The organism is Streptomyces sp. NPDC045431 (genome assembly GCF_040646655.1).
Taxonomy (GTDB): Bacteria; Actinomycetota; Actinomycetes; order Streptomycetales; family Streptomycetaceae; genus Streptomyces.
Genome location: NZ_JBEZAQ010000002.1, coordinates 469,644 through 496,075 on the forward strand (window position 1 = coordinate 469,644; position 26,432 = coordinate 496,075).

26 protein-coding genes and 1 riboswitch are annotated in these 26,432 nt (G+C 72.6%); of the genes, 17 read left to right on the forward strand and 9 right to left on the reverse strand.

What is annotated here, in order from left to right; genetic code table 11:
- Positions 1 to 107: 107 nt before the first annotated feature.
- From AB0A69_RS06595 to AB0A69_RS06635, 9 genes are all read left to right on the forward strand, one after another.
- Positions 108 to 1,022 (forward strand): SDR family oxidoreductase, encoded by a 915-nt coding sequence (locus tag AB0A69_RS06595; RefSeq protein WP_361416021.1) that lies wholly within the window; start codon positions 108 to 110, stop codon positions 1,020 to 1,022.
- Between the two features lie 4 nt (positions 1,023 to 1,026).
- Positions 1,027 to 1,920, forward strand: a complete 894-nt coding sequence (locus tag AB0A69_RS06600) for an amidohydrolase family protein (protein WP_361416023.1) — start codon at positions 1,027 to 1,029, stop codon at positions 1,918 to 1,920.
- Positions 1,921 to 1,944: 24 nt separating this feature from the next.
- On the forward strand, positions 1,945 to 3,489 hold the full coding sequence (locus tag AB0A69_RS06605) for a long-chain fatty acid--CoA ligase (protein ID WP_361416025.1): 1,545 nt from the start codon (positions 1,945 to 1,947) through the stop codon (positions 3,487 to 3,489).
- Positions 3,486 to 3,941 (forward strand): MaoC family dehydratase, encoded by a 456-nt coding sequence (locus AB0A69_RS06610; RefSeq protein WP_361416026.1) that lies wholly within the window; start codon positions 3,486 to 3,488, stop codon positions 3,939 to 3,941. The genes AB0A69_RS06605 and AB0A69_RS06610 overlap by 4 nt, the downstream gene beginning before the upstream one ends.
- A 32-nt stretch (positions 3,942 to 3,973) precedes the next feature.
- Positions 3,974 to 4,064, forward strand: a riboswitch (cobalamin riboswitch).
- A gap of 208 nt (positions 4,065 to 4,272) precedes the next feature.
- Complete coding sequence (locus AB0A69_RS06615; protein ID WP_361416841.1) at positions 4,273 to 5,298, forward strand: iron ABC transporter permease; 1,026 nt, start codon at positions 4,273 to 4,275, stop codon at positions 5,296 to 5,298.
- Positions 5,298 to 6,089 carry an ABC transporter ATP-binding protein gene (locus AB0A69_RS06620; protein WP_361416028.1) on the forward strand — a complete coding sequence of 264 codons (792 nt, stop codon included), beginning with the start codon at positions 5,298 to 5,300 and terminating at the stop codon, positions 6,087 to 6,089. Before AB0A69_RS06615 ends, AB0A69_RS06620 begins: the two co-directional genes overlap by 1 nt.
- A gap of 5 nt (positions 6,090 to 6,094) precedes the next feature.
- A complete protein-coding gene (locus tag AB0A69_RS06625) occupies positions 6,095 to 7,117 on the forward strand; it encodes an ABC transporter substrate-binding protein (RefSeq protein ID WP_361416844.1) in 1,023 nt (340 codons plus the stop codon).
- A gap of 126 nt (positions 7,118 to 7,243) precedes the next feature.
- On the forward strand, positions 7,244 to 8,398 hold the full coding sequence (locus AB0A69_RS06630; RefSeq protein ID WP_361416030.1) for an oxygenase MpaB family protein: 1,155 nt from the start codon (positions 7,244 to 7,246) through the stop codon (positions 8,396 to 8,398).
- Between the two features lie 102 nt (positions 8,399 to 8,500).
- The gene (locus tag AB0A69_RS06635) at positions 8,501 to 9,331 is read left to right on the forward strand and encodes a hypothetical protein (protein ID WP_361416032.1); all 831 of its coding nucleotides are present in this window, start codon (positions 8,501 to 8,503) and stop codon (positions 9,329 to 9,331) included.
- Between the two features lie 39 nt (positions 9,332 to 9,370).
- On the opposite strand, the gene AB0A69_RS06640 is transcribed toward AB0A69_RS06635, so the two are convergent.
- Positions 9,371 to 10,177 carry an aminotransferase class IV gene (locus AB0A69_RS06640; protein ID WP_361416034.1) on the reverse strand — a complete coding sequence of 269 codons (807 nt, stop codon included), beginning with the start codon at positions 10,175 to 10,177 and terminating at the stop codon, positions 9,371 to 9,373.
- Between the two features lie 60 nt (positions 10,178 to 10,237).
- Between AB0A69_RS06640 and cpt the strand changes: the two genes are divergently transcribed.
- From cpt to AB0A69_RS06660, 4 genes are all read left to right on the forward strand, one after another.
- Positions 10,238 to 10,771: a chloramphenicol phosphotransferase CPT gene (cpt, locus tag AB0A69_RS06645; RefSeq protein WP_361416036.1), complete on the forward strand. Its 534-nt coding sequence runs from the start codon at positions 10,238 to 10,240 to the stop codon at positions 10,769 to 10,771.
- A 221-nt stretch (positions 10,772 to 10,992) separates the two neighbouring features.
- Positions 10,993 to 11,754, forward strand: coding sequence for a hypothetical protein (locus AB0A69_RS06650; protein ID WP_361416038.1), 762 nt, complete (start codon positions 10,993 to 10,995; stop codon positions 11,752 to 11,754).
- Complete coding sequence (locus tag AB0A69_RS06655) at positions 11,751 to 12,197, forward strand: phage holin family protein (protein ID WP_361416040.1); 447 nt, start codon at positions 11,751 to 11,753, stop codon at positions 12,195 to 12,197. The genes AB0A69_RS06650 and AB0A69_RS06655 overlap by 4 nt, the downstream gene beginning before the upstream one ends.
- Entirely contained in the window at positions 12,173 to 12,847 is a 675-nt protein-coding gene (locus tag AB0A69_RS06660; RefSeq protein ID WP_361416042.1) for a DUF3618 domain-containing protein, read from the forward strand. The genes AB0A69_RS06655 and AB0A69_RS06660 overlap by 25 nt, the downstream gene beginning before the upstream one ends.
- A 473-nt stretch (positions 12,848 to 13,320) precedes the next feature.
- Here AB0A69_RS06660 and AB0A69_RS06665 read toward each other — a convergent pair whose 3' ends face one another.
- From AB0A69_RS06665 to AB0A69_RS06680, 4 genes are all read right to left on the reverse strand, one after another.
- On the reverse strand, positions 13,321 to 13,833 hold the full coding sequence (locus AB0A69_RS06665) for an O-acetyl-ADP-ribose deacetylase (RefSeq protein ID WP_361416044.1): 513 nt from the start codon (positions 13,831 to 13,833) through the stop codon (positions 13,321 to 13,323).
- On the reverse strand, positions 13,830 to 15,251 hold the full coding sequence (locus AB0A69_RS06670) for an NAD(P)/FAD-dependent oxidoreductase (RefSeq protein WP_361416046.1): 1,422 nt from the start codon (positions 15,249 to 15,251) through the stop codon (positions 13,830 to 13,832). The genes AB0A69_RS06665 and AB0A69_RS06670 overlap by 4 nt, the downstream gene beginning before the upstream one ends.
- Positions 15,252 to 15,306: 55 nt before the next feature.
- The gene (locus tag AB0A69_RS06675; RefSeq protein WP_361416048.1) at positions 15,307 to 16,140 is read right to left on the reverse strand and encodes an inositol monophosphatase family protein; all 834 of its coding nucleotides are present in this window, start codon (positions 16,138 to 16,140) and stop codon (positions 15,307 to 15,309) included.
- A gap of 129 nt (positions 16,141 to 16,269) precedes the next feature.
- Positions 16,270 to 18,039: a gamma-glutamyltransferase gene (locus AB0A69_RS06680; RefSeq protein WP_361416050.1), complete on the reverse strand. Its 1,770-nt coding sequence runs from the start codon at positions 18,037 to 18,039 to the stop codon at positions 16,270 to 16,272.
- A gap of 76 nt (positions 18,040 to 18,115) precedes the next feature.
- Here AB0A69_RS06680 and AB0A69_RS06685 point away from each other — a divergent pair, with 76 nt between their 5' ends.
- The 3 genes from AB0A69_RS06685 to AB0A69_RS06695 all read left to right on the forward strand — a co-directional run bounded on the left by AB0A69_RS06685 (position 18,116) and on the right by AB0A69_RS06695 (position 19,721).
- The gene (locus tag AB0A69_RS06685) at positions 18,116 to 18,364 is read left to right on the forward strand and encodes a hypothetical protein (protein ID WP_361416052.1); all 249 of its coding nucleotides are present in this window, start codon (positions 18,116 to 18,118) and stop codon (positions 18,362 to 18,364) included.
- A gap of 53 nt (positions 18,365 to 18,417) precedes the next feature.
- The gene (locus tag AB0A69_RS06690) at positions 18,418 to 18,591 is read left to right on the forward strand and encodes a hypothetical protein (RefSeq protein ID WP_361416054.1); all 174 of its coding nucleotides are present in this window, start codon (positions 18,418 to 18,420) and stop codon (positions 18,589 to 18,591) included.
- Between the two features lie 74 nt (positions 18,592 to 18,665).
- Positions 18,666 to 19,721 carry a lipoate--protein ligase family protein gene (locus AB0A69_RS06695; RefSeq protein ID WP_361416056.1) on the forward strand — a complete coding sequence of 352 codons (1,056 nt, stop codon included), beginning with the start codon at positions 18,666 to 18,668 and terminating at the stop codon, positions 19,719 to 19,721.
- A gap of 125 nt (positions 19,722 to 19,846) precedes the next feature.
- Here AB0A69_RS06695 and AB0A69_RS06700 read toward each other — a convergent pair whose 3' ends face one another.
- From AB0A69_RS06700 to AB0A69_RS06710, 3 genes are all read right to left on the reverse strand, one after another.
- Positions 19,847 to 21,256 (reverse strand): amidase, encoded by a 1,410-nt coding sequence (locus tag AB0A69_RS06700; protein WP_361416058.1) that lies wholly within the window; start codon positions 21,254 to 21,256, stop codon positions 19,847 to 19,849.
- A gap of 32 nt (positions 21,257 to 21,288) precedes the next feature.
- Positions 21,289 to 21,594 carry a hypothetical protein gene (locus tag AB0A69_RS06705; protein ID WP_361416060.1) on the reverse strand — a complete coding sequence of 102 codons (306 nt, stop codon included), beginning with the start codon at positions 21,592 to 21,594 and terminating at the stop codon, positions 21,289 to 21,291.
- Between the two features lie 92 nt (positions 21,595 to 21,686).
- On the reverse strand, positions 21,687 to 23,036 hold the full coding sequence (locus AB0A69_RS06710) for an MFS transporter (RefSeq protein WP_361416062.1): 1,350 nt from the start codon (positions 23,034 to 23,036) through the stop codon (positions 21,687 to 21,689).
- A 450-nt stretch (positions 23,037 to 23,486) separates the two neighbouring features.
- On the opposite strand from AB0A69_RS06710, the gene AB0A69_RS06715 reads away from it, so the two are divergent.
- Positions 23,487 to 25,103: an alpha/beta hydrolase gene (locus AB0A69_RS06715; RefSeq protein ID WP_361416064.1), complete on the forward strand. Its 1,617-nt coding sequence runs from the start codon at positions 23,487 to 23,489 to the stop codon at positions 25,101 to 25,103.
- A gap of 171 nt (positions 25,104 to 25,274) precedes the next feature.
- On the opposite strand, the gene AB0A69_RS06720 is transcribed toward AB0A69_RS06715, so the two are convergent.
- A complete protein-coding gene (locus AB0A69_RS06720; RefSeq protein WP_361416066.1) occupies positions 25,275 to 26,333 on the reverse strand; it encodes a hypothetical protein in 1,059 nt (352 codons plus the stop codon).
- Between the last annotated feature and the right edge of the window lie 99 nt (positions 26,334 to 26,432).

Genomic DNA, 26,432 nt, shown 5'->3' on the forward strand with positions numbered 1-26,432 from the left:
CCCATAGACAGGTCATCGCAACAACCATTGACGATAACAATGATTGCTCTTAGCTTCTTTTCAGCGCGCTCCTCGGCGCGCTTCCGTTCGACGAGACGAGGTGGGCGATGTCCGTGGATCTGACGGGAAAGGTGGCCGTGGTCACCGGCAGTGGACGCGGCCTGGGGTACGCGTACGCCGCCGCACTGGCCCGGGCGGGCGCCGCGGTCGTGGTGAACGACGTGGACGCCGACGCGGCCGGGGCCGCGGCGAAGTCCCTCACCGAGGCGGGCGGCCGCGCGGTCGCCCAGGCCGGTGCCGTGGGCACCACGGAAACGGCGGACCGCCTGGTGGACCGGGCGGTCGAGGAGTTCGGCCGGCTGGACGTGATGGTCACCAACGCGGGCATCCTGCGCGACCGGGTGCTGTGGAAGATGACGGACGACGACTTCGACGCCGTGGTCACCACGCATCTGCGCGGCACCTTCACCTGCGCCCGTGCCGCGGCCGTACGGATGCGCGAGCAGGGCGAGGGCGGCAGCCTCGTCCTGGTCGGCTCCCCCGCGGGCCAGCGCGGCAACTTCGGGCAGACCAACTACGCGGCGGCCAAGGCTGGCATCGCCGCGATGGTGCGGACCTGGTCCATGGAGCTGGCCCGGTCGGCCATCACCGTCAACGCCGTCGTGCCGGTCGCCGCCACCGCGATGACCGAGACCATCCCCGCCTTCGCCCCGTACGTCGACGCCCTGAAGCAGGGCCGGCCGCTGCCGGACTTCCTGCGCAAGGGCGAGGGCTTCGGCACCGCCGACGACTGCGCCGCGCTGGTGCCCTTCCTCGCCTCCGACGCCGCGCGCGGGGTCACCGGGCAGTGCGTCGGCATCGGCGGCGACCGGCTCGCCCTGTGGTCGCACCCGCAGGAGACGGCGGTGGCGTACGCGGACGGCGGCTGGACACCGGAAGCCATCGCGGCGGCGTGGGACACGTCGGTGGGGCGCGAGCCGCAGAGCGTCGGCATCCCCGCGCCCCGGATCCCGGAGGCGTAGGTCCATGTCCTCCGCCGGGCAGACGGCCCGTATCGACGTCGGCGCCCTGACCGCCATCGACGTCCACACCCACGCCGAGGTCTCCAAGGACGGCCACGGCGCGCTCAGCCCCGAGCTGTTCGCGGCGTCGGAGGCGTACTTCAAGGCCCACGGCCACCGGCAGCCCACCATCGACGAGATGGCCGCGCACTACCGGGAGCGGAACATGGCGGCGGTGGTCTTCACCGTCGACGCCGAACACGCCACCGGCCACCCCCGCATCTCCAACGAGGAGATCGCCGCAAGCTGCGCGGCGCACGCGGACGTGCTCGTTCCCTTCGCGAGCGTCGACCCCTGGAAGGGCCGGGCGGGCGTCCGCGAGGCCAGGCGGCTGGTGGAGGAGCACGGCGTACGGGGGTTCAAGTTCCACCCCAGCATCCAGGGCTTCTTCCCGAACGACCGGATGGCCTACCCGCTGTACGAGGTCATCGAGGAGACCGGCGCCATCGCGCTGTTCCACACCGGACAGACCGGCATCGGCGCCTCGGTCCCGGGCGGCGGCGGCATCCGTCTGAAGTACTCCAACCCGCTGCACGTCGACGACGTCGCCGCCGACTTCCCGGACCTGAAGATCATCCTGGCGCATCCGTCGTTCCCCTGGCAGGACGAGGCCCTGGCCGTCGCCACGCACAAGCCGGGCGTCCACATCGACCTGTCCGGCTGGTCGCCGAAGTACTTCCCGGACTCGCTTGTGCGGTACGCCAACTCCCTGCTCCAGGACAAGGTCCTCTTCGGCTCCGACTATCCCGTCCTCACCCCCGACCGGTGGCTCGCCGACTTCGACAAGCTGCCGATCAAGGACGAGGTGCGGCCGAAGATCCTCAAGGAGAACGCCGCCCGGCTGCTCGGCCTGACCTGAACCCCCGCGACCAAGGAGCGGCCCATGCGCAACGAGGGACTGGGGTCCTGGCCCGCACGGAGGGCCCGCAAGACCCCGGACCGCCCGGCGCTCGTCCAGACCCGGGGCACCCAGGGTGACATCACCCTCACCTACGCCCGATTGCACGAGCGCACCACCCGCCTCGCCCACGCCCTGCGCGCGCGGGGCGTCCGGCGCGGCGACCGCGTCGCCTACCTCGGCCCCAACCACCACACCTTCCTGGAGACGCTGTTCGCGGCCGGCGTCCTCGGCGGCGTCTTCGTGCCGCTCAACACCCGGCTGGCCGCCGCCGAGATCGACTACCAGCTGCACGACAGCGGCGCCCGCGTCCTGGTGTACGCGCCCGGCCACCAGGACGTCGTCGACGGCCTGGCCACCGCCCGGCCGGACACCCTCCTGCCCCTCGGCCCGGACTACGAGTCCCGGCTCGCCGCGTCGTCGACCGACCCCATCGACGAGACGGTCACCGGCGACGACCTGTGCCTGATCATGTACACCTCGGGCACGACGGGGAGGCCCAAGGGGGCCATGCTCACCCACGCCAACCTCACCTGGAACGCCGTCAACGTCCTCATCGACCAGGACCTGCGGGCCGACGAGCGCGCCCTGGTGGCCGCGCCGCTCTTCCACGCGGCCGGGCTGAGCATGCTCACCCTGCCCGTGCTGCTCAAGGGCGGCGCCTGCGTCCTCACCGACGGCTTCGACCCGGAGCGCGCGCTGGAGACCATCGCCCGGCACCGCGTCACGTTCATGTTCGGCGTGCCGACGATGTTCGACCTGATGACCCGCCAGCCCGCCTGGGAGTCCGCGGACCTGTCCTCCCTGCGTCTGCTGAACTGCGGCGGCGCACCCGTACCCGTACCGCTCATCCGCGCGTACCAGCGGCGCGGGCTGGTCTTCCAGCAGGGCTACGGCATGACCGAGGCGGCGCCCGGCGTGCTGTTCCTGGACGCGGAACACGCCGTCCCCAAGGCCGGATCGGCGGGCGTCCCGCACTTCTTCAGCGACGTACGGGTGGTGCGGCCCGACATGAGCGAGGTGGACGTCGGCGAGGTGGGGGAGGTCGTCGTGCGCGGGCCCCACGTCAGCCCCGGCTACTGGGGGCTGCCCGAGGAGACCGCCGCCACCTTCGCCGGCGGCTGGCTGCACAGCGGTGACGCCGCCCGGGTGGACGCCGACGGCCACGTCACCATCGCCGACCGCATCAAGGACATGTACATCTCCGGCGGCGAGAACGTCTACCCCGCCGAAGTGGAAAGCGCCCTGCTGGCCCACCCCGACATCGTCGAGTGCGCCGTGATCGGCGTACCCGACGGCCGGTGGGGCGAGGTGGGCCTCGCGGTGGTCGTCCCCCGGGACGGCGCCCGGCTCGACCCCGAGCGGGTGCGGGCGTTCCTGGCGCCCGCCCTGGCCAAGTACAAGATCCCGAAGTCGGTGGTGGCCGTCCGCGAACTGCCCCGCAACGCCTCGGGAAAGCTCCTCAAACACCAGCTCCGTACGCGCTACGCAAGCCACGAAAGCCACCCCCGGAAGGACACGCAGCGATGACCGTCACCGTCAACGGCCTGGGCGAACTGAAGGCCCTGGCCGGCAGCGACCTCGGAAGCAGCGACTGGATCGAGGTCACTCAGGAACGCGTCGACACCTTCGCCGACGCGACCGGCGACCACCAGTGGATCCACGTCGACCCCGAGCGCGCCAAGGAGGGCCCCTTCGGCGCCCCCATCGCCCACGGCTATCTCACGCTCTCCCTCTTCATCCCCCTGTTCACCGGCCTCCTCGACGTCCAGGGCGTCACCACCAAGGTCAACTACGGCCTGGACAAGGTGCGTTTCCCCGCTCCCGTCACCGTCGGCTCCCGCCTGCGGCTCGCCGCCCGCCTCGCCGACGTCACCGACGTACCCGGCGGGGTGCAGATCACCGTGGACGGCACGCTCGAGATCGACGGCGGCGCCAAGCCGGCCGCGGTGCTGCGGAGCCTCTCCCGCTTCTACGCCTGAGGCTCTTGCTACGCTGCGGATCGCGTCCCGCGGGGGAAGTCCGGTGAGAGTCCGGCGCTGACCCGCAACGGTAAACGTGAGCGCCCTCGTTCCGAGGGGGCGGTCGCGTGAGCCCGATCACCCGGGGGACGGCTCGGCTTCCCGACCACTCGCCGTGGACTGCGAGAGGGGATGCGCGCGGACCCCGCCCCCACCGGCGGAGTGCGGGCCTTTCCTCGTACGCGTACGGACACGGCGCCCGACGCGTGAGGACCAACCACCCTTGACCACGGTGACGACCGCCACCCCGGCCGCGCAGGCGGCCGGACCCGCTCCCCCGCGCCGGATCCCCCTGCTGCCCCTGACCGTCGTACTCGGCGCCGTCCTGCTGTGCTCCCTGGTGTGCGGGGTGGGGCTGGGGGCGTCGGGTCTGGCGTGGGGGCAGGTGGCGCACTTCCTGCGGGCCGGGCTGACCGGCTCCACGATCCGGCCCGACGAGGTCTCCGCGTACACCATCGTGTGGGAGATCCGGCTCCCGCGGACCGTGCTGGCGGCGGTCGTCGGGGCCGGGCTCGCGGTGACCGGCGTCGCCGTGCAGGCCATGGTGCGCAACGCCCTGGCCGACCCGTTCGTCCTGGGCATCTCCTCCGGCGCGGCGGTCGGCGCCAACGCCGTCATCCTGCTCGGCGCGCTCTCCGCGCTGGGCGTGTGGGCGCTGTCGGTCTCGGCGTTCGCCTCGGCGCTCGTCGCGATGGTCCTCGTCTACGCGGCCGCGCGCACCGTGCACGGGCTGACGCCGCTGCGGCTGGTGCTGACCGGGAGCGCGATGAGCTACGGCTTCTCGGCGGTCACCACCGTCATGGTGTTCAACGCGGAGCGCGGCGAGGCGGCCCGGTCGGTGATGATGTGGCTGCTGGGCAGCCTCGGCGGGGCGACCTGGGGGTCGCTGCCGTTCGCCGCCGCGGCCGTGCTCGGCGGCACCGCGTACCTCGCCGTCTCGGCGCGGCGGCTCGACGCGCTGGCCATGGGCGACGAGACGGCGGCCACCCTGGGCGTGCACCCGGGGCGGCTGCGCCGGGAGCTGTTCGTGGTCACGGCCGCCGTCACCGGAGCGGTGGTGGCCGTCAGCGGGGCCATCGGGTTCGTCGGCCTGATGGTGCCCCACCTCGTACGGATGGTGGTGGGTGCCGGGCACCGGCGGGTACTGGCGGTGGCGCCGCTGGTGGGCGCGGTGCTGCTGGTGTGGGTGGACGTCCTCGCGCGTCTGCTGCTCGCCCCGGCCGAGCTGCCGGTGGGCGTGATCACCGCTGTGGTGGGCGTGCCGTGCTTCCTGCTGCTGATGCGCGGCCGTCGCGGCTACGCCTTCGGGGGCCGCTGATGCGTCTCGACATCGAGGGCCTGTCCGTCACGGTCGCGGGCGCCCGGCTCGTCCACGACATCACGCTCACCGCGGCCGAGGGCCAGGTGGTAGGCCTGGTCGGGCCGAACGGCAGCGGCAAGTCGACCCTGCTGCGCTGTGTGTACCGGGCGCTGCGCCCGGCGGCCGGGCGGGTCCTGCTGGCCGGCGACGACCTGCACGCCCTGGGTGCGCGGGAGGGAGCCCGCCGGCTGGCGGCGCTGCCGCAGGAGTCGTCGGCGGAGTTCGACTTCACCGTCGCGGAGGTCGTGGCGATGGGCCGGCTGCCGCACCAGCGGCGCGGCACCGGCGGCCCCTCCGACGAGCGCGCCGTCTGCGCGGACGCGCTCGCCCGGGTCGGCGCCGCGCACCTCGCGGAGCGCGGCTTCCTCTCCCTCTCCGGCGGCGAGCGGCAGCGCGTCCTGATCGCCCGGGCGCTCGCCCAGCAGCCGCGGGTGCTCGTCCTCGACGAGCCGACCAACCACCTGGACATCGCGCACCAGTTGGACGTCCTCGCGCTGGTACGCCAGGCCGGTCCGACGGTGCTGGCCGCGCTGCACGACCTGAACCTCGCGGCGCTCCACTGCGACGTGCTGTACGTGATCGCGCGGGGCCGCATCGTCGCCTCGGGCGCCCCGCACGACGTCCTCACCCCCGAGCTGCTGGCCGATGTGTTCGGCGTCAGCGCCCACCCCGTACGGCACCCCCGGACCGGTGCCGTACAGCTCCTCTTCGACCGTCTCCACGACCAGGGACAGGAACACCGCCCGTGACGCACATGACGCACTCCCGCCCGGCCGCCGCCATGGCCGCCGCCCTCGCCCTGCTCCTCACCCTCTCCGGGTGCGGCGCCGAGGTGTCGTCGTCCTCCGCCGCCCGGGACGACGGCCGCTCCACCGCCGTCACCCTCGAGAACTGCGGACGGAAGGTGACCTTCGCCAAGCGGCCCGAACGGGTGGTCACCAACGACGTCGGCATCACCGAGATCATGTTCGCGCTCGGTCTGGAGGACCGCATGGCCGGTTTCGTGATGCCGGACGACAAGGGCGACGTGTCCGGCATCCCGTGGAAGTCCGGCTACGACAAGGCGAAGTGGCTCTCCCGGAACGAGATCACCAAGGAGCTCGTCCTCGACGCCCGCGCCGACATGGTCTTCGCCGGCTGGAACTACGGCTTCAGCGAGGACAAGGGCCTCACCCCCGACACCCTGCGCGGCCTGGGCATCGAGTCCTACGTCCTCACCGAGTCCTGCCGCAACGGCCGCGGCAAGGCCCGGGGCATCATGCCGCCGCTCGAAGCGCTGTACACCGACCTGACCAACCTCGGGAAGCTCTTCGGCGTCGAGGACCGGGCGGCGCGGCTGATCACGGACTTCCGCGCGCAGGTCGCCGACGTCCGGGCCAAGGCCCCGAAGGGCGCCGACCGGCCCACGGTGTTCCTCTACGACAGCGGCCAGGACAAGCCCTTCACCTCGGGGCGCTTCGCCGCGCCGCACGACATCATCACGCTGGCCGGCGGCGACCACGTCTTGGGGGACCTCGACGACTCCTGGACGGCGGTCGGCTGGGAGAGCGTCGTGGAGCGGGACCCCGACGTCATCGTCGTCAACGACTACGGGGACACCACCGCCGAGCAGAAGAAGGCGTTCCTGCTGTCCTACCCGCCGCTGGCGCAGGTGTCCGCGGTGAAGCACCGGCGGATCTTCACGCTCGACTACGCCGACCTGGTGGAAAGCCCGCGCAACCCGGCCGCCATCGCCGCACTCGCCGCCTACCTGCGGACGGTGCCGCCACGAGGCTGAGCGCGCCCCCTGGGTGCGCCCGGCGCACCTCCGGGCAACCCCATCGGGTAATGGAAGACGTACCTCCCTCCCGGCAAGATCACGAGCACATCCCCGCCCACCGACTTCCGAGTGAGGAGAGCCGCTGTGCCCTTGTCCGCGCAGTACGTCACACAGGAGCTTGAGGCCGCGAGCAAGGCCGGAGACCCCGAGGCCGACGCCCTCGTCTCCGACCTGATCGACAAGCAGGAGATCGACGGGGTCAACGCCCTGTTCCGCACGATCGGCACCATCAGGCCCGGCCAGGACAACCCTCACCTGCCCCCGCGGCTGGCCGAGTTCCTGGACAAGGCCGCGGCCGAGCCGCCGGGCTGGAGCCCGGCGGACGTCAAAGCCGCGCAGAAGTTCTTCAGCCGCCACAAGGGCGAGGTGTCCATGCTGCAGGGCACCGTGGGCCTGATCGGCACCTACCTCTCCCCGACCGGCGCCTTCACGCTGCGCTCCACCGGCCGCCTCGGCGGCGTCGAAGGCCCGGGCCGGCGCCTGTCGCAGTCCTCGCGCCTGTTCATCGACATGGACGAACCGGACGCCATGACCAGCGGGAAGCTCGCGGCGAACGTCACCAAGGTCCGCCTGGTCCACGCCTCCGTGCGCCAGCTGCACAAGAAGAGCGGAAAGTGGGACTACGCCACCCACGGCGAGCCGGTCTCGCAGAAGTACACCACCGGCGCGGCCTGCGTCTTCAGCGTGCAGGTCCTGCAGGCCATGCGGAACCTCGGCATCGACGTCTCCAAGGACGACGCCCACGGCTTCGTGTGCGCCTGGCATTACGTCAACCACTACCTCGGCACCCCGGAGAAGTGGCTCCTGCCCAAGGACGCCGACGAGGTCGACCGCCTGTGGACCAAGGAACGCGACAACGAGTGGAAGAAGACCGAAGACGGCGTCTACATGACGGCTCAGGCCGTCAAGTACTACAAGAAGTTCCTGCCCGGCCCGTCCCACGACGCCTTCATCGCCATGGTCCGTACCGCCCTCACCGACAAGTACGCCGACATGGCCGGCCTCCCCAAGGGCGTCCTTGACCTCGCCGCCAAGCCGATCGCCACCGGCCACGGCCTGGCCGGCAAGGTGGGCGGGGGCCTGTTCGGCGGCGCCGCCGAGAAGGCGACGGGCGTCAACCCGTACAAGGACATCCTCGGCATCGCCTCCGGTGCCTACCGGGAGATGATGCGCTACGCCGTGACCCACGACCAGGACGACCAGCCGCAGATGCACCAGGAGCTGGACGACAACCGCTGACCACCCTGGCCCCTCCGGCGATGTCAGTACCACCCTCTACAGTTCACGCGAGTTGAACACGCGAACGAAGAGAACGTACGAGGGGTGGACTTCATGGGGCCGATGAGACGCATACGCGCGGCCGCTTCCGTAGGGGTGGCGGCCGTCGCGCTCACCGCCACGGCCGGGTGCGGGACGCAGGCCGCACGGGACACCGCCAAGGTGGTGGAGCAGGCGGACACGATCGCCGCGGCGCTGGCCCGGGCGACGGACCGCACGCAGAAGCTCGGTTCGGCCGAGGTCGTCTTCAAGACCGACCCGGGCACCGGGCCCATCACGATGACGGGCACCTACTCGTGGGGCAAGGGCGCCGCGTACGACGTCATGATGGACACGGCGGCGGCGAACATGCAGGAGGTCCAGGACGACCCGCAGCTGCGCGCGCTGCTGGTGGACGGTGCGTACTACTACAACGTCGACCCGCAGCCCAGCAGCCCCCTCCAGGGCAAGCACTGGATGCGCATCGATGTCGCCGCCGTACTCGGTGAGGAGGGCGCGCGCTCCGTCGAGAAGAACGCCGACCCGACCGCCGGTCTGCGCTACATCGGCCTGTCGAAGGACACCGAGGACCTCGGCGAGCAGACGATCCGCGGGAAGAAGACCCAGCACTACCGCGCGACGATCGATGTGAAGGACATGGCGGACAAGGGCGTCTTCTCGCCGGAGGAGGAGAAGAGCCTGCTCAACTCCGCGACCGGCCCCGTCGACACCATCACCGTCGAGCTGTGGGTGGACGACGCGGACCTGCCGGTCCGTCTCGTCCAGGAGGTCGGCAACCTCAAGGTGGAGGCGGACTTCCTGAAGTTCGGCGCCACCAAGGCGGTGACCGCTCCCCCGGCCTCCGACACGGCCGACCTCAGCGACGAGGTGCGCGAGAACCAGCCCCAGGGCTGACGCCGCCGGCGTGGAGCGGCCCACACGCCGGTGGGCCGCTCAGGCGCCTGACAGTTCCTCGCCCGGGATCGCCTCGTACGCCTCGCACAGGGTGTTCAGGAGCGGGTGTTCGACGGCCATGGGGGTGTCGTCGATGGCCGACAGGGCGCGTACGCCGATGAAGGCGTTGGTGGCGAACGCGGCCCGCGCCGCCTTCACCTGGGCGACGGTGACCGGGGCGACCCGGTGGTCGACGTGCTGCCGGAGCAGGGCCATGGTGACGCCGGGCAGCGCGGGGGCCTCCGGCCACACCACTCCGTCGTCGGTGATGAACCCGACGTTCCAGGTGCCGCCCTCGGACACCCGGTCGTCCGCCCCGAAGAACAGGGCGTCGTCGAAACCCTGCCGGCGCGCGGCCCTGCGGGCGTACAGGGTGCCGAAGAGCCCGGTGTGCTTGACCTCGGGCAGGTCGCGCTCGTACGGGACGGTCTTGGCGCGCAGCGGCGGCGGGGTCACCGCCCCGGCGGGGCGCAGCGTGACGAGCACGCGGGGGTGGTCGGCGTCCTCGGGGCGGGCCACGTCGACGGTGGGGTCGTAGACGGTGACGCGCACGACGCAAGGCCCCTCCGACCCCTCCGACCCGTCCGGCCCGTCGAGGGCCTCCCGGACGTGCGCCTGGACGCGCTGGGTGTCCAGCTCCGCGCCGAACACGGTCTCGCAGTCCCGTACGAGGCGCTCCATGTGCAGGGACAGACCTCGGATGCGGCGGTCGGCGTCGGCGCGCATGGTGGTGAAGTGACCGAGGTTGGTCAGCGCGAGGGGCAGCAGATCGTCGGGGGTCACGGGCTGTCCGTCGAGTGTGGCCATGCCGCCCAGCATGTCAGGACGGCCCGGCGGTGGGGTTCGCGAGAGGGCTACTGTGGCGCGGTGACGACTCAGGTGATCGTTCTCAACGGTGGTTCCAGCTCGGGCAAGTCCGGCATCATCCGGTGTCTCCAGGCGGTCCTGCCGCAGCCATGGCTGGCGCTCGGGACGGACACGCTGGTGGACGCCATGCCGGCGTCCCTGCAGACGTCCGAGGACGGCATCGAGTTCAGCCCGGACGGGGAGGTGATCGTCGGCCCGGAGTTCCGGACGCTGGAGGCGGCGTGGATCGAGGGCGTCGCGGCGATGGCCCGCGCGGGCGCCCGGGTCATCGTCGACGAGGTCTTCCTCGGCGGTACCTCCTCACAGGAGCGCTGGCGGAAGGCCCTGGACGGACTGGGCGTGCTGTGGGTCGGCGTCAGGTGCGACGCCGCGGTGGCGGCCGGCCGCGAGATCGCCCGGGGCGACCGGGTCGTCGGGATGGCCGAGGCCCAGGCGGAGCTGGTCCACCGGGGTGTGGCCTACGACGTGGAGGTGGACACCACGCACGCGGAGTCGATGGAGTGCGCGCGCATCATCGCCGCGCGGGTGCGGTGATCGGCGGCCCGGGTGGCCGGCGGCGCCGAGGGCTCGCACCGGCCAGGCCCGCCCCAGCTGGTTGATCGCGAACGCCGGACCGGGACGCCCTGTCGATGACGCGCTGGCCCAGCCCGCTGCGCCGGAAATTTCGGGTTGATGCCGCGATGCGATGGTGACCGGCCGCGATGGGGGTACGCGGGGGTGGCAGACGGAACGTTTTCCTTCGATCAGGAGGAACCATGAGCGACTTCGAAGGGCCGGGCCGCGACCAGGGCACACCTGGAGCGGTGGCGCGAACGGCGCAGAGCAAGGCGGTGGAGGGCGCCGGGATGGTGGGTGACAAGGCCGCCGAGGTGGCCGGCACCGCCAGGGAGCAGGCCGCGGGGGTGGCTCAGGAGGCTACGCACCAGGCTCGTGACCTGGTGGGGAACCTGCGGGAGCAACTCCAGGGACAGGCGCAGGAGCAGACCCGGCGGCTGGCGGAGAATGTGCGTCGGCTGTCGGACGAGCTGCGCGAGATGAGCGAGAACGGCAAGCCGGACTCCGGCGTCGCGGGCATGGTGCGGCAGGTGGCTGACGGTGGGAACCAGGTCGCCTCCCGCTTGGAGCGGCGCGGACCCGATGGCCTCGTCAGTGACCTGCAGGACTTCGCGCGGCGTCGCCCGGGTGTCTTCCTGGCGGGGGCGGCTCTGGCCGGCTTCGTCGTGGCGCGCGCCGGCAAGGGCGTCAGCGCCGCCGGCTCGAACGGATCCGGCAGCGGTGGAGGCGGCGCCCGGGCCCAGCAGCCCCGGCCCGCGGGACGCGCGGGTCTGGAGGCGTCACCCGGCGCGGCACCGGTCGCCCCGTCCGGTATGCCCGCAGCTCCGCCCCCGCCTCCCGTACCGCCCACTCCCCCTGTCGGCACCTCCACCACTTCCCCGGTGCCGCCACCTCCAGCCCCCGCGGCACCCACGGCACCGCCCACCCAGCCCCCGGCCTCGGGCGAAGGGGGCCGGCTGTGACAGCACGGGTGTCGGAGTACGACAGGGTCCGGACGCGGCCGCCCTCCGCGCCGCCCGCGAGGGCCGAGGACACGTCGATCGGCGATCTGATCGGTGACATCAGCGCGGACCTGTCGCAGTTGGTCCGCGACGAGATCGAACTGGCCAAAGCGGAGATCAAGGAGGAGTCGGCCAAGGCGGGCAAGGCCATGGGCATGCTCGGCGGGGCCGGGTATGCCGGTCATCTGGTGTTGCTGCTGGGCAGCTTCACCGTGATCTTCGCGCTGGCCAACGTCATGGACATCGCCTGGGCGGCCCTCATCGTCACGGCCGTGTGGGCCGTGGTCGGCGCGGTGCTGTACACCACCGGCCGCAAGCGCCTGCGCACGGTCAACCTCAAGCCCGAACAGACCGTGGAATCGCTGAAGGAGGATGCCCGATGGGCGCGACACCCGAGGAGCTGAGGAGCGACGTGGAATACCGGCGCGCCCACTTGGCCCGCAATGTCGACCTGCTGGCGGACAAGGTGACCCCGGGACGAGTGGCGCGGCGAAAGGCCGGCGCGGCACGTCACCGGCTGACCGGAGTGAAGGAGCGCGTGATGGGGAGCACCCGAGACGCCGTCGGCGGCATGAGGCAATCCGCACAGGGCATGGCCGACACGGCAGGACACACCGCCGGCAGCGTGGTCCAGACGGCCCAGGACGCCACGAGCCAGGTCGGTGACGCGCTGCAGCAGGCGCCGGAGCGGGCCAAACAGCAGACGCAGGGGAGTCCGCTGGCGGCGGGGCTGATCGCTTTCGGTGCCGGGATGCTCACCGCCGCGCTGCTGCCGACCACGGAGGCCGAGGAACGCGCCGGACAGCAGCTGCGCGAGCACTCGGACGAGCTGATCGAGCCGGTGAAGCAGCAAGCCGCCCAAGCCGTACAGCAGGTGAAGGAAGAGCTGCGCGAACCGGCCGCTGAGGCGGTCGAGTCGGTCAAATCCACAGCTCAGGAAGCGGTGGACACCACAAAGGAGCAAACCCGGTCCGCCGGCCAGGAGACCGCCCAAGGCCTCCGCCGGACGGGCCAGGACACCGTCGCCGAGGTACGCGACCGGACACAACGCTGACCGGGGACCGACTCCGACGACCACTGCGCCCCGGGCGCGCGCCGGGACCGCGCGCGCTCGGGGCTGCTCGTCGACGTATGCCGGGCGGGGACAAGGGTGGCCACCCGTGTCGCACGAGCACGGGCTTACCCCACGGACAAGGAGACCTGATGGCTTCGGCGGCCGCGGTGGGGTCACCGTCGGTCGACTCTCCATCCGTGAGATTGATGACGATCGGCGGGAAGCTGGCCGGATAGCGCTCGGTCCAGCCGGCGACGAGAGTCTCGGCATACTGAAGGGCGCGGTTCATCGGAGTTCCGCCGTGGGCGACCGGGTCCCTCCACAGGGGGAAGCGACCGCGGTCTCGACCAGACCACCTGCGCCGTCGGGCACCTTCTTGCTTCGCTCGTCGACCCGGGCTGGGTTGTCCGCGATGAGGTCGCTCATGGAGGTCGACTGACCGACGAGGAAGATGATGGTCGTCGGCCTCCGTGTCACAAGTTACCGACCCACTCGGCGAACGCCGCGTACGCCCGTTCGTCGAAGAGGACGAAGCGGACCTCCTCCACCGCCGTCTGCGTCGACCGCACCGCCTCCACCGCGATGCGCGCCGCGTCGTCCATCGGCCAGCGATAGACGCCGGTCGAGATGGCCGGGAACGCGACGGTCCGCGCGCCCAGTTCGTCGGCCACGCGGAGGGACTCGCGGTAGCAGGAGGCCAGGAGAGGGGAGCGGTCCTCCTCCGTCGAGTGGACCGGGCCGACCGTGTGGATCACCCAGCGGGCGTGGAGGCGGCCGGCGGTGGTGGCGACGGCGTGGCCGGTGGCGAGGCCGCGGCCGTAGTGGGAGGCGCGGAGGCGGCGGCATTCGGCGAGGATTTCGGGGCCGCCCTTGCGGTGAATGGCGCCGTCGACACCGCCGCCGCCGAGGAGGGAGGAGTTGGCCGCGTTGACCAGGGCGTCGGCGTGCTGCTCGGTGAGGTCTCCGTGGACCAGGGTGATCTTCACGGGCGGACCTTTCGCAGATGGCGCCAGACCGCCTTCGCGGCGTTGTGGCCCGACATGCCGTGGACGCCCGGGCCCGGCGGGGTCGCGGACGAGCAGAGGAACACCGCGGGGTGCGGCGTGTTGTACGGGAAGAGGGAGAGGCGCGGGCGCAGCAGGAGCTGGAGGCCGCTGGCGGCGCCGCAGGCGATGTCGCCGCCGACGTAGTTGGCGTTGCGGGCGGCGAGTTCGGGCGGGCCGGCGGTGGCGCGGGCGAGGACGAGGTCGCGGAAGCCGGGGGCGAAGCGCTCGATCTGGCGCTCGACGGCGTCGGTGAGGTCGCCGCGCCAGGCGTGCGGGACATGGCCGTACGCCCAGAAGACGTGCTTGCCCTCGGGCGCGCGGGAGGGGTCCACGAGGCTGGGCTGGGCGGTGATCAGGAACGGTGTGCGGGGTGCCGTGCCGCCGGCGGCCTGGGTGAGCGCGGTGCCGATCTCCCGGCTGCTGGGCCCGACTTGGACGGTGCCGGCGCGGCGGGGCGCCTCCGCGGTCCAGGGGACGGGACCGTCCAGAGCGTAGTCGATCTTGAAGACGGAGGCGCCGTAACGGTAGTGGTCGTAGAACCGGCCGAGACCGGCGATACGCGCCAGGGCCGTCGGGGAGGTGTCGAAGACGTACGCGCGGGCCGGCGGCAGGTCGTCGAGGCGCTTGACCTCGTAACCGGTGTGGACCGTACCGCCGAGGTCCTGTACGTACGCGGACAGGGCGTCGGAGATGGACTGCGAGCCGCCGCGCGGCAGCGGCCAGCCGCCCGCGTGCGCGGCGAGTGCGAAGACGAGACCGATCGCGCTGGTGGCGAGCCCGTTCAGCGGGGCGATGACATGGGCGACGAGCCCGGCGAACAGCGCCCGGGCCCGGTCGTCGCGGAAGCGGCGCATCAGCCAGGTGGACGGCGGCAGGCCCGTGATGCCGAACCGGGCGAGGGTGACCGGGTCGCGCGGAAGCGCGGTGAGCGGCAGGGACATGAAGTCGCGGGCGAGGGTGTCCCACTTGCCGATGTACGGCGCGACGAGCCGCCGGTACGTGCCCGCGTCCCGGGGCCCGAACGAGGCCGCCGTCTCCGCGACCGACCGGGACAGCACGGCCGCCGTCCCGTCGTCGAAGGGGTGCGCCATGGGCAGTTCGGCGTGCAGCCACTCCAGGCCGTACCGGTCGAGCGGCAGGGCCTTGAACGCCGGGGAGCCGACGCCCAGCGGGTGGACGGCGGAGCACGGGTCGTGCCGGAAGCCGGGCAGCGTGAGCTCCTCGGTCCTGGCACCGCCGCCGACGGTGTCGAGGGCCTCGAACACGGCCACGGAGAACCCGCGCCGGGCCAGCTCGGCGGCGGCGGTCAGCCCGTTGGGCCCCGCCCCCACGACGACGGCATCCAGCATCGACGGCACCTTTCGGACTCCTTCGTCAGCCGATGGCCAAGGGCTTCAGGATAGGTCCCGGCTCCTACTGACGGGTCAGCAGGTCCCGGACACGAGCGGCGGTGGCCCGGTCACGGGCCGCCGTGAAGGGCAGGGCGTTGCCGCCGGTGATGCGGAAGGGCTCGCCGGACGCGGTGATGTGCGTGCCGCCCGCCTCTTCCACCAGCAGCAGGCCCGGCGCGTGGTCCCAGGCGTACTCCCAGGTGAACGCGAGCGCGTCGGTCACGCCCCGGGCGATGTCCAGGTACGCCAGGCCGGCGGAGCCGCACGGCCGGGGGTGGACGCCTTCGGTGGCGAGACCCAGCAGGGCGGCCTTCTGCTCCGGGGTGGTGTAGTCGGGGTGGGATGTCGCCACCCGGAGCACCTCCCCGGGCACCGGCGAGCCGGACCGTATCGGGATGCCGTTCAGCCGCGCGCCGTGCCCGCGCACCGCGACGGCCATCTCCTCCGCCACCGGGGCGTACGTCCAGCCCGCCAGCAGCTCGCCGTGGCGGGCGAGCGCGACGAGCGTGCAGAAACCGGGCTCGCCGCGCACGAACTGCCGGGTCCCGTCGACCGGATCGACGATCCACACGGGCGCGTCGCCGCGCAGCGCTTCGTACACCTCCGGGTCGGCGTGGACCGCCTCCTCGCCGACCACCACCGAGCCCGGCAGCAGCGCGGTGAGCGCGGCCGTCAGGTGGGTCTCGGCGGCCCGGTCGGCGATGGTCACCAGATCGTGCGGGCCGCTCTTCTCGAGGATCTCGTGCGTGGCGAGCTGCCGCCAGCGCGGCATGATCTCGGCGGCCGCCGCCGCGCGCACCGCCTCCTCGACCCGCGAGGACAGAGAACCGGATCCCTCGAGAAGCTCATCGATCATGTGTCCAGCCAATCACGGACCACTGACAACGGGCGACCGAACCCCGAGAACGCGCGACCGGTTCCGTCCCGGCTGGACTCGTCAGCGTCCGGACTCGTCAGCGGCCGGTTCCGTCGGCAGCCTGGTCCGTCAGCGGCCGACCGCGTACCCCTGCATGCCGCGCGGGTTCGCCGCCGCCGAGAGGATCCCGGTGCGCGGATCGCGCGCGACCGCGCACAGCCGCCCCTCGGTCCAGGGCCCGCCGACCGTCACCTCGTGGCCCCGCCGCCGCAGCTCCTCGACCACCGCCGGGTCCATGCGCGACTCGACGGTGACCGAGCCCGGCCGCATGGCACGCGGGAAGAAGGAGCTGGGGAAGGCCTCGTTGTGCCAGTTCGGCGCGTCGATGGCGGCCTGGAGGCCGAGGCCGCCGTGGGTGACGGCGAGCCAGAAGTGCAGCTGCCACTGGTCCTGCTGGTCGCCGCCCGGTGTGCCGAACGCCATCACCGGCACCCCGTCCCGCAGCGCCAGCGACGGCGTGAGCGTGGTGCGCGGGCGGCGGCCGGGCGTCAGCGAGTTGGGCAGACCGGGGTCCAGCCAGGCCATCTGGAGCCTGGTGCCGAGCGGGAAGCCCAGTTCGGGCACGACCGGGTTGGACTGGAGCCAGCCGCCGCTCGGCGTGGCGGCCACCATGTTGCCCCAGCGGTCCACGACGTCGAGGTGGCAGGTGTCGCCGCGCGTGGCGCCGTCCACCGTGACGGTCGGCTCACCGGCCCCCAGGGCGGCCGGAGCGGCGGCGCCCGCCCGGGCCGCGTGGTCGCTGAGCCGCGGCGTACGCCCGCCGGGGCGGCCCGGGAGCAGCTCGTACGACGCCTTGTCGCCGATGAGCGCGCGCCGCTCGGCGTTGTACGCGCGGGACAGCAGGGCGTCGAGCGGGACGTCGGCGGCGTCGCCGTACCAGGCCTCGCGGTCCGCCATGGCGAGCTTGCAGACCTCGACCAGCAGGTGGACGTAGTCGGCGGAGCCGTACGGGGGCAGCGGGTCCGGCAGGAGGGCGAGCTGCTGGAGGAGGACGGGTCCCTGGCTCCAGCCACCCGCCTTGCACAGGGTCCAGCCGTTCCAGTCGTACGTGACCGGGTCCTCGTACGCCGCCGACCATCCGGCCAGGTCCCCGGCGGCGAGGGTGCCGGTGTGGCGGGTGCCGCTGGTGTCCATGGTGGGGCGGGCGGCCTGCCGTACCAACGCCTCCGCGATGAAGCCGGTGCGCCAGACGCGCCGGGCCTCCTCGATCTGCGCGACCCGGTCGTCCCCGGCGGCCGCCGTCGCCTCCTCGATCAGCCGGCGCCAGGTACGCGCGAGAGCCGGATTCCGGAAGAGGGAGCCGGGGGCGGGGGATTTCCCGTCCACGAGGTACACCTCGGCGGAGGAGGTCCACTCGGTCTCGAACAGCCCCCGTACGGTCTCGACGGTCTCGCCGATCGCCGCCACGGGTACGTGCCCGTCCTCGGCGTACCCGATGGCGTACCGCAGCACCTGGGCGAGGGACGCGGTGCCGTGGTCCCGCAGCAGCAGCATCCATGCGTCGAAGGCCCCCGGTACGGCGGCGGCGAGCGGCCCGGTGCCGGGTACGAGGTCGAGTCCGAGGGACCGGTAGTGCGCGAGGGTGGCCCCGGCGGGGGCCGGGCCCTGCCCGCACAGGACCCGTACGTCCCCGCCGGCGGGCGCCAGGATGACGGGCACCTCTCCGGCCGGGCCGTTCATGTGCGGCTCCACGACGTGGAGGACGAACCCGGCGGCGACGGCGGCGTCGAAGGCGTTGCCGCCGTCCTCCAGGACGGCCATCGCGGTCTGGGAGGCGAGCCAGTGGGTGGAGGACACCATGCCGAAGGTGCCCTGGAGGGTGGGCCGGGTGGTGAACATGGCCGGAGCGTACGCGCTTTCGGGTGAGTGTGCGCCGAGGCGGATCGGGGCCGTACGGATCGGGTACTCGGGCCGCATGATCGACGAGAGCCATGTACGCGAGCTGCTCGCGCTGCCCGACGACGGTGCCGCGCTCGTCCTGATGGAGGGACGGGCGCATGTGGTCCGCCCGGACCGGCTCGCCTCCGCGCGGTGCGAGGGAGCGGCCGTGCTCCTGACGCGCGGCGACCTGGTGGACCGGATCGGCACGCCGTCGCCGTCCGACCACCAGGTGCGGGAGCTGGCGGCGACCCTGCGCACCATGGCCGGGGAGCTGGGTGCGTGACGGGCCCCGGGTGGGGAACCCGTCGACCCCGGCGAACAGGAAGGACGGACGTCATGGGCGAACGCGGACGGCAGGAAGACCGGAACAAGGCACCGCTGGAGCGGGTGACCGGCGAGGACGACGTCCACCCGGAGGAGGAGCGGAAGGGCACCCGCACCGGACGGCAGAGCGGCACCGAGCGAGGCCGCAAGACCGAGAGGTCCGGCGAGGAGGAGGACAGGCCTTGACGGCCGGCGTGGAGGACGGGCCTTGATGTCGGCGGGCCCCGATACCGTGGAAGCCCCGACAGGAAGGGCGCGCGGTGCACGGTGAGTACAAGGTCCCCGGCGGCAAGCTGATCACGGTCGACCTGGACACCGAGGACGGCGTCCTGCGGCGGGTGCGGGTCGCCGGAGACTTCTTCCTGGAGCCCGACGACGCGCTGGACGCCATCGACCGGGCCCTGGAGGGCGCCCCCGCCGACACCGACGCCTCGGGGCTGGCGGCGCGCATCGACGCGGCGCTCCCGCCCGGGACGGAGATGTTCGGGCTGACCAGCGAGGGCATCGGCGTCGCCGTACGGCGGGCCCTCGCGCACGCCACGGACTGGACCGACTACGACTGGCAGCTGGTCCACGACGCGCCGCAGTCGCCCGCGCTGCACATGGCCCTGGACGAGGCGCTGACGGCCGAGGTCGCGGCCGGGCGCCGGCCGCCGACGCTGCGCGTGTGGGAGTGGGGCGCGCCGGCCGTGGTGATCGGCAGCTTCCAGTCGCTGCGCAACGAGGTCGACGCCGAGGCCGCCGAGCGGCACGGCGTCACGGTGGTCCGCCGGATCAGCGGCGGCGGCGCGATGTTCATCGAGCCGGGCAACACCATCACGTACTCGCTCTCCGTCCCCGAGGCCCTGGTCAAGGGGCTTTCCTTCACGGACAGCTACGCCTACCTCGACGACTGGGTGCTGGGCGCCCTCGGCGACATGGGCATCAAGGCCTGGTACCAGCCCCTCAACGACATCGCCACCGAGGCGGGCAAGATCGCGGGCGCGGCGCAGAAGCGGATCGTCGGCGGGGAGGGCGCGGTACTGCACCACGTGACGATGTCGTACGACATCGACGCGGAGAAGATGACGGAGGTGCTCCGCATCGGCCGCGAGAAGCTCTCGGACAAGGGCACGACGAGCGCGAAGAAGCGCGTGGACCCGCTGCGCCGCCAGACGGGTCTGCCGCGTGCCACGGTCATCCAGCGGATGATCGGTTCGTTCCGCGAGCGGTACGGGCTGACGGACGGCGCGGTCACGGCCGAGGAGATGGCGCGGGCGAGGGAGCTGGTGGAGACGAAGTTCTCTTCCCCCGAGTGGACGGCACGCGTGCCTTAGAACTCTCGGATCGCCTCCCGGCAGGAGCCTCAAGGCAGGCACGGCCTCCATGGGCAGCCGTGCCATCAGGTCCAGCTCCGCCGGCCAGGCGTGCTCTCCGCGGCGCAGCAGTTCGTCGGGAGTTCTCAGAGCGGGTCGAGGGCCGGGCGGAGGAGGTGCCAGCCCCGGTCCGCCTCCAGCTGCGCCGCCAGGGAGATGAGGCGTTCCTCGCTGCCGGCCGGGCCGAGGAGCTGGGCGCCGACCGGCAGGCCGGTCGTGGTGAAGCCGGCGGGGACGTTCACGCCGGGCCAGCCGAGGACGTTCCAGGGCCAGGCGTACGGGCAGGCGGCCGCCATGGTGAGGTCGGTGCGCCAGGCCGACAGGTCGTCGAAGGTGCCGACGCGGGGCGGCGGGGCGGCGGTGGTGGGGGTCAGGAGCACGTCGTACGTGGCGAAGAGGGCCCCGATGCGGCGGTGCTGGCGGGCCTCGCGTGCCCGGGCGGTGCGCAGGGCGCGGCCGCCGAGGCGGTGGCCGGTGCGGGTGGTGCCGCGGGTGCGCGGGTCCAGCAGCGCCGGGTCCGGGTGCCGGTCGGCGTACGCGGCGATGCCCGCGGTGGCGCGCGGCAGGAAGCTCAGCCCGATGAGACCGTAGCGGGGGCGGGCCTCCTCGACGGTGTGGCCGAGGCGGGCGAGGGCCTCGGCGAGGTCGGTCACGGCGCGGCGTATGTCGGGGTGCAGGGGGTTGCGGGTGGCGGTGAACGCCGAGCGCCACGCGAGTGCGATGCGCAGCCGGCCGGGTTCGCGGCGTGCGGCGGCGGAGGCGTCGACGGGCGCCGGGTGGTGGCGCTCGGAGGGGTGCGCGCCCGAGACGGCGTCGAGGAGCAGCGCGGCGTCGGCGACCGTGCGGGCGAGGGGTCCGTTCACCGTCAGGCCCTCGAAGCAGTCGTTGTACGGGTGCACGGAGACGCGTCCGCGCTGCGGTTTGATGCCGACCAGGTGCGTCCAGGCGGCCGGTATGCGGATGGACCCGGCGCCGTCGGAGCCGAGCGCCGCGGGGACCAGCCCGGCGGCGACGGCGGCCGCCGAGCCGCCGGACGAGCCGCCGGGCGTGTGGCCTGTGTGCCAGGGGTTGCGGGTGGCGCCGAAGGCGGGGCCCTCGGTGAAGGCCCACTGGCCCAGCTCGCAGGTGTTGGTCTTGCCGACGATGACGGCGCCCGCGGCGCGCAGCCGCCGGACGGCCTCTCCGTCGGCACTCGCGGCCGGGAGGTCGCCGCGGCAGCCGAAGGCGGTGGGCAGCCCGGCGATGTCGGTGTCGTCCTTGACGGCGACCGGTACGCCCAGCAGCGGGGCCCGCTCCCCCGCCGCGAGCCGGCGGTCGGCCTCCGCGGCCTCCGCGAGGACGGCTTCGGCGTCGCGCACGAGGCGGAAGGCGTTCACCGTGGAGCGGGTGGCCTCGATCCGGTCGAGGGAGGCCTGGACGAGGGCGGCGGAGGTGACCTGACCCTCCGTCAAGGCGCGTACGGAATCGGTGAGTCCGGCTAGGGCGGGGGTGGACATGGCCGGAGCTTACTGGACGGTAAGTAAGGCTGTCAGGGGGTCAGTCGAGCCGAGGAGGGCGAAGTTCCCACATCTGCGACGCGCCGGGCGCACTTCAGCTCCCGCAGACCCACTTCCAGGATGTCCCGGACCACGGGATCGAAATACAGGCGCTCCTGCCGGATGCGCAGCGCGCCGGCGGCGATGGCCGGGCCGGCCGGCGCTAAGGAGTCCGACAGGATTTCCAGCGTGAAGTCGAGCACTTCGGCCGCGCGCCTTCGCATGGCGGATGCGTCCCCGAATTGCGGGTGTTCGGCGAGGAGTTTGGAGACGTTCTGGGCTTCGATCACAGCAGACACACGCGCTCCGTCGGCCAGGTTCGGGCTCAGGAATCAACCTCTTCGAGATCACTGACGCTCGACCAGGACGTAAAAGGGCTGCTGTTGATAAGTCAACAGTCGTTCTTGCGCGTTGACGATCGTTTTGCTTTCTCATTACAGACCTCGTGGAGGTCTTCGTGGAGGTCTTCGTGGAGGTCCTCATGGCCGTCCGCATCGCCGCGTGCCACGCCGACCAGCAAGGCTGCCAGAGCGAGCAGCAGGGCTGCCAGCAGAACGGCTGAGCTCAGCCCGAGGACGGAAGCCGACGCACCACCCAGAAGTCCCCCGAGAGGCATGCTGCCCCAGGCAAGGACCCGGTAGGCGGCCGTGACCCGGCCGGTGAGGACGTCCGGGATGCGGGCCTGCCGCTCGGAGACCGTGACCACGTTCCACACCACCACGCACAGCCCGTTGACGGCCAGGAGGACCGCGGCGAACGCGGCGGAGCGGGAGACCGTGAGCAGGGCGAAGGCCGCCGCCGAACCGGCGGCGGAGCCCGCCAGTACCAGCCGAGGTGGCAGTCGGCGGGCCAGCGGGGCCGCGACCAGAGAGCCGGCGATGCTGCCGAGGGCGCTCGCCGTCAGCAGCAGGCCGTAACCGGCGCCCGTGAGGTGCCACTGCTGCCGGGCGAACAGCACCATGACGCCCCAGGCGGCCGCGCTCCCCATACCCAGCAGAACGGTCGCCATGGCCAGCGTTCGCACCACCGTGTCGCCGCGCAGCCAGCGCAGCCCCTCGGCGACGCTGTGCCGCAAGGAAGGCCTCGTCGCCGAGGAGGCCGTCGCCGACGAGACCGTCGCGGACGAGGATGTCCGCGACGGGTGGAAGCGGCCCCGGACGCCTGCCAGCAGCATCACTCCCAGCAGGTAGCTGACGGCGTCGACGCCTGCGGGCAGCCACTGGGCCACCGCGAACAGGGCGGCACCCGCCGCCGGTCCCACGAACTGGACGAGGACGGTCGAACTGCCCTGGAGAAGGCTGTTGGCGCGGACCAGCGAACCCGTGCCGACCACGGACGGGATCACCGCCTGTACCGAGGTGTCGAAGAAGATCTGAGCCGTCCCCAGAGCGAAGAGCACGGCCAGCAGAAGCCAGATGTTCCCTTCACCGAGTGCCACCGCCACCGCCAGGGCCATCACGAGCAGGGCGCGGCAACTGTCGGCGATGAGCAGCACGCTCTTGCGGTTCCAGCGGTCGACCAGTCCGCCGATCAGCAGCCCGAGGAACAACCAGGGTGCCTGTGCCGCGGCGGCGGCCGCGGAGACGAGCAGCGGGTCCTGGGTCCAGTGGCTGGCCAGCAGGGGAAAGGCGCTCAGTTCGAGCCCGTCGCCGAGCCCGGAGACCGCTGCCGCGGTCCAGAGCAGCCAGAAGTCCCGGGGCAGCCCCAGCGGTCCTGGCTTCCTCCCCGCTTGCTGCTGCATGTGTTGCTCAACCCCCTTACTCGGTGGGAACGGTCATGGGTTCGGGCCCCGGCCCACGAGCGCGACCCGCGGGCGTGGCTCCGCCGTGCGGCGCCCCTCAGCCTTCTGTCCCGGCTCCGGCGAAGGACGCCCGCGCGGGTCGAACCCCATGCTCGCTCCGGGCCGGGCCCGCGCCCGGGTTGGCCAAGGGGCCGGATGAACCGGTGGACCGGAGGAACCGGTGGGCCGCCTCGGCTCCCCACCCCCGGACCGGGGGCCTCATCCGACGCGATGGCCACCGCGGACGGAAAAACGGCGGTTCGCGTTCTCCTACAGGGGGACCATTCACCGGGTCACTCCCTACTCCTGCGGTCGGAGACGCCGGGGGTCCGGCGGCGGATTCGCCCAACTCCCGTTGTCCGAGAGGGTGGGTGGGTCACAGCCACCCTCTACGTAAGGAACGGCATCATCGTGCGCAGCAGCCGAATAGCCCCTCTCCTGGCCGTGGGCGCCGTCGCGACCCTGATCCCCGCCCTCGCACCCGCCACCGCCTCCGCCACCCCTTCCGCCGCGTCGCCCTCGCGTCCCGCGACCGCGGACCCTCTGCAGCGGTACCTGCAGCAGAAGCCGCAGTGGAAGCGGTGTGACGCCGAGAGCCCCGCCGCCTTGCAGTGCGCGACCCTCAAGGTGCCGCTCGACTACAGCCGTCCCGGCGGCAAGCAGATCGACATCGCGGTGTCGCGTCTGAAGGCGAGCAGCACCAAGGAACGTCGCGGTGTGCTGCTGCTCAACCCCGGGGGCCCGGGCGGCTCCGGCCTGGACATGCCCCTGTACCTGGGTCCCGATCTGCCCGCGGCCGTGAAGAAGCAGTACGACCTCATCGGCTTCGACCCACGGGGCGTCGGCCGGAGCACTCCGGTCGGCTGCGGCCTCGCGGACGACGAATTCAACTGGCAGCGCCCGTACAAGGCGGCGACGTTCGCCAAGGACGTGAAGTGGGCCCGTACGGTCGCCGACAAGTGCCAGGCCAAGGGCGGCGCGGTCCTGCCCCACCTCACCACCCGCAACACGGCCCGCGACATGGACGTCGTCCGCGGCGTGCTCGGCGAGAAGAAGATCTCCTACCTGGGGTTCTCCTACGGAACGTACCTCGGAGCCGTCTACACGCAGCTGTTCCCCCAGCGGGCGGACCGGTTCGTGCTGGACAGCGGCGTCGACCCCCAGCGCGCCTGGCGGGGCATGATCCAGGTGTGGGCCGAGGGCGCCGAGCCCGCGTTCACGCGCTGGACCGAGTGGACCGCGAAGCGCCACACGACGTACCGGCTGGGCGACACTCCGGCCAAGGTCCGCAAGACGTACTGGGACCTGGTCGCCCGGGCCGACCGCAAGCCCATCGATGTCGACGGGACGCGCATGACCGGTGACGACATCCGCGCCGAGCGGGCCGTCTTCTTCTACGTGCAGAACGCCGCCGAGCGGGTCGCCGACCTGAAGAAGGCGGCCTCGGGCCAGAAGCCGGCCCCGTCCCGGAACGGCGACGCGACGCCGAGCCCCGAACGCCCCGCACCGCCGGCGTTCGCCCGGGCGGAGGTCCCGTCGGACAACGGCGACGCGAGCTTCTGGGCCGTCGTGTGCGCCGACACCCGGGCCTGGCCGCGCGACCCGGAGCAGTACCGCCGCGACGCGATCCGCGACAAGGCCAGGTACCCGCTGTACGGCGACTTCGCGTCGAACATCATGCCGTGCGCGTTCTGGAAGAACGGCAGTGAGCCCGCGACCGCGGTGAACAACAAGGTCGGCGCGCTGATCCTGCAGAACGAGTGGGACTCCCAGACCCCGCTGACCAGCGGTCAGGGCCTGCACCGGGCCATGAAGGGCTCGCGCATGGTGACGGTCCTGGGAGGCGAGGGCCACGGCGTCTACGGAACCAAGTCCTGCGCCGACAAGACCGCCACGGCCTACCTGACCACCGGCAAGCTCCCGGCGAAGGACCTCACCTGCCGCACCCCGGCCGTCTCCGACCAGCCGGCCCGTCTGCGGCTGCCGCTGCCGACGCCTCCGGGCGTCCCGGCGATGAACGCACGCTGACGAACGCCGCTCGCCGGCGTGGGTGGGGGCCTTCCCTCGCGGAAGGCCCCCACCGTCGGACACGGTGAGCGTCAGCCGGTGGGCGCCGAGGTTCCCGCCGCCGTCACGGCAACGCCACCTCGCGCGCCCGCCCGACACCGAGGCGCCGTGCCGGCCGCGTCAGGGGAATGGTCAGCCGGTCGGCAGGCCCAGCCCGTAGTACGTGACGTGGTAGCCGTCCACGTCCTCGGCCTCGCGGCCGACGATCAGGTCGGACGGGTCGTTCACGCCCACTGCCCGGGCCGTCGCCACGAGCATCTCCGCGAGCGCACGGCTCTTCGGTTCACCGGGGCCGCCCGCGTCCACGCGCCATACCGGGCCGCCGTCGCCGTAGACCGACGCGGTGTCGGGGTGCTGGGCGACTGTCCCCCAGCCGAGGGAGGCCGGATCGACATCGTCGGGGGCGAAGCAGCCGATCGTCAGCCGGTCGCCACATGCCACGTGGAACAGGAGGGGTGCGCCGCGGTCGGTGCGGCCGTGGACCGGCATGCCGATCCTGATGCCGAGGGCGGTCGTTTCGGCGGGCAGCGCGCCCAGGAAGCCGTCCAGCGTCCGGGTGACGGTCTCCCAGCTCCGGGCCGCCCAGCCACCGGGGAAGCCGAGGCCGGAGTTGGCCGGGTCGCGATTGCCGCCGAAGAAGCCGCTGATCGCGTACTCCTCGCCGATGCCCTGACGCCAGAACCAGTTCTCCGCCGGCCTGGTGGGCTGCAGGACCAGCCCCGGCCCCTCGGTCCCGGCGCGCAGTTCCAGCGTGTCTTCCCTGCCGCGCCACCGCAGGAAGGGCGCGCCCCAGAACGGCCCGCCGTCGTAGTAGGGGCCCAAGTCGCCGTGCGAGCCCATGATGGAGGGCGTACCCAGCGCGGGGGTCACCTCCGTCCTGACGGTGCGGTAGGCAGCGGCCTGAGCGGCGGCTTCCCGGGCGGCCGTCGCCACGGGGACCGCGACCTCCACGTACGACTCCCCGTCGACGTAGGACTTCTCGAACCGGCCCACCGGGCGCAGTCGGGCGTTCCCCGCCGCCCGGCCGGTGATCAGGACGGGACTCTCCGGCGTGCCGCCCCAGGCCCAGCCCAGTTCGGCCGCCAAGGCCCTCGCCCCGTCGGGCGTCCAGCCGCCGGTGTCCGCCGCGACGAGCCGCCGGGCGAGGTCGGCGATGGATTCCTCTTCGATGCTTCCCCGTTGTCCGTTCATCGGGTCATCGTCGGGTAGCGCGGGCCGGACCGATTCCGCGGGGTGTCCAGGGCCAGCCGTCGGCGGATGTTACGGTGCCGCGACCGTAGGGGGCACGGC

What these genes read in the sequence shown, in the direction of transcription:
- AB0A69_RS06595 (WP_361416021.1), top strand. Translation starts at nt 108, where the DNA reads ATGTCCGTGGATCTGACGGGAAAGGTGGCCGTGGTCACCGGCAGTGGA.
- AB0A69_RS06600 (WP_361416023.1), top strand. Translation starts at nt 1,027, where the DNA reads ATGTCCTCCGCCGGGCAGACGGCCCGTATCGACGTCGGCGCCCTGACC.
- AB0A69_RS06605 (WP_361416025.1), top strand. Translation starts at nt 1,945, where the DNA reads ATGCGCAACGAGGGACTGGGGTCCTGGCCCGCACGGAGGGCCCGCAAG.
- AB0A69_RS06610 (WP_361416026.1), top strand. Translation starts at nt 3,486, where the DNA reads ATGACCGTCACCGTCAACGGCCTGGGCGAACTGAAGGCCCTGGCCGGC.
- AB0A69_RS06620 (WP_361416028.1), top strand. Translation starts at nt 5,298, where the DNA reads ATGCGTCTCGACATCGAGGGCCTGTCCGTCACGGTCGCGGGCGCCCGG.
- AB0A69_RS06625 (WP_361416844.1), top strand. Translation starts at nt 6,095, where the DNA reads ATGACGCACTCCCGCCCGGCCGCCGCCATGGCCGCCGCCCTCGCCCTG.
- AB0A69_RS06635 (WP_361416032.1), top strand. Translation starts at nt 8,501, where the DNA reads ATGAGACGCATACGCGCGGCCGCTTCCGTAGGGGTGGCGGCCGTCGCG.
- AB0A69_RS06640 (WP_361416034.1), bottom strand. Translation starts at nt 10,177, where the DNA reads ATGGCCACACTCGACGGACAGCCCGTGACCCCCGACGATCTGCTGCCC.
- AB0A69_RS06650 (WP_361416038.1), top strand. Translation starts at nt 10,993, where the DNA reads ATGAGCGACTTCGAAGGGCCGGGCCGCGACCAGGGCACACCTGGAGCG.
- AB0A69_RS06660 (WP_361416042.1), top strand. Translation starts at nt 12,173, where the DNA reads ATGGGCGCGACACCCGAGGAGCTGAGGAGCGACGTGGAATACCGGCGC.
- AB0A69_RS06675 (WP_361416048.1), bottom strand. Translation starts at nt 16,140, where the DNA reads ATGATCGATGAGCTTCTCGAGGGATCCGGTTCTCTGTCCTCGCGGGTC.
- AB0A69_RS06680 (WP_361416050.1), bottom strand. Translation starts at nt 18,039, where the DNA reads ATGTTCACCACCCGGCCCACCCTCCAGGGCACCTTCGGCATGGTGTCC.
- AB0A69_RS06685 (WP_361416052.1), top strand. Translation starts at nt 18,116, where the DNA reads ATGATCGACGAGAGCCATGTACGCGAGCTGCTCGCGCTGCCCGACGAC.
- AB0A69_RS06690 (WP_361416054.1), top strand. Translation starts at nt 18,418, where the DNA reads ATGGGCGAACGCGGACGGCAGGAAGACCGGAACAAGGCACCGCTGGAG.
- AB0A69_RS06700 (WP_361416058.1), bottom strand. Translation starts at nt 21,256, where the DNA reads ATGTCCACCCCCGCCCTAGCCGGACTCACCGATTCCGTACGCGCCTTG.
- AB0A69_RS06710 (WP_361416062.1), bottom strand. Translation starts at nt 23,036, where the DNA reads ATGCAGCAGCAAGCGGGGAGGAAGCCAGGACCGCTGGGGCTGCCCCGG.
- AB0A69_RS06720 (WP_361416066.1), bottom strand. Translation starts at nt 26,333, where the DNA reads ATGAACGGACAACGGGGAAGCATCGAAGAGGAATCCATCGCCGACCTC.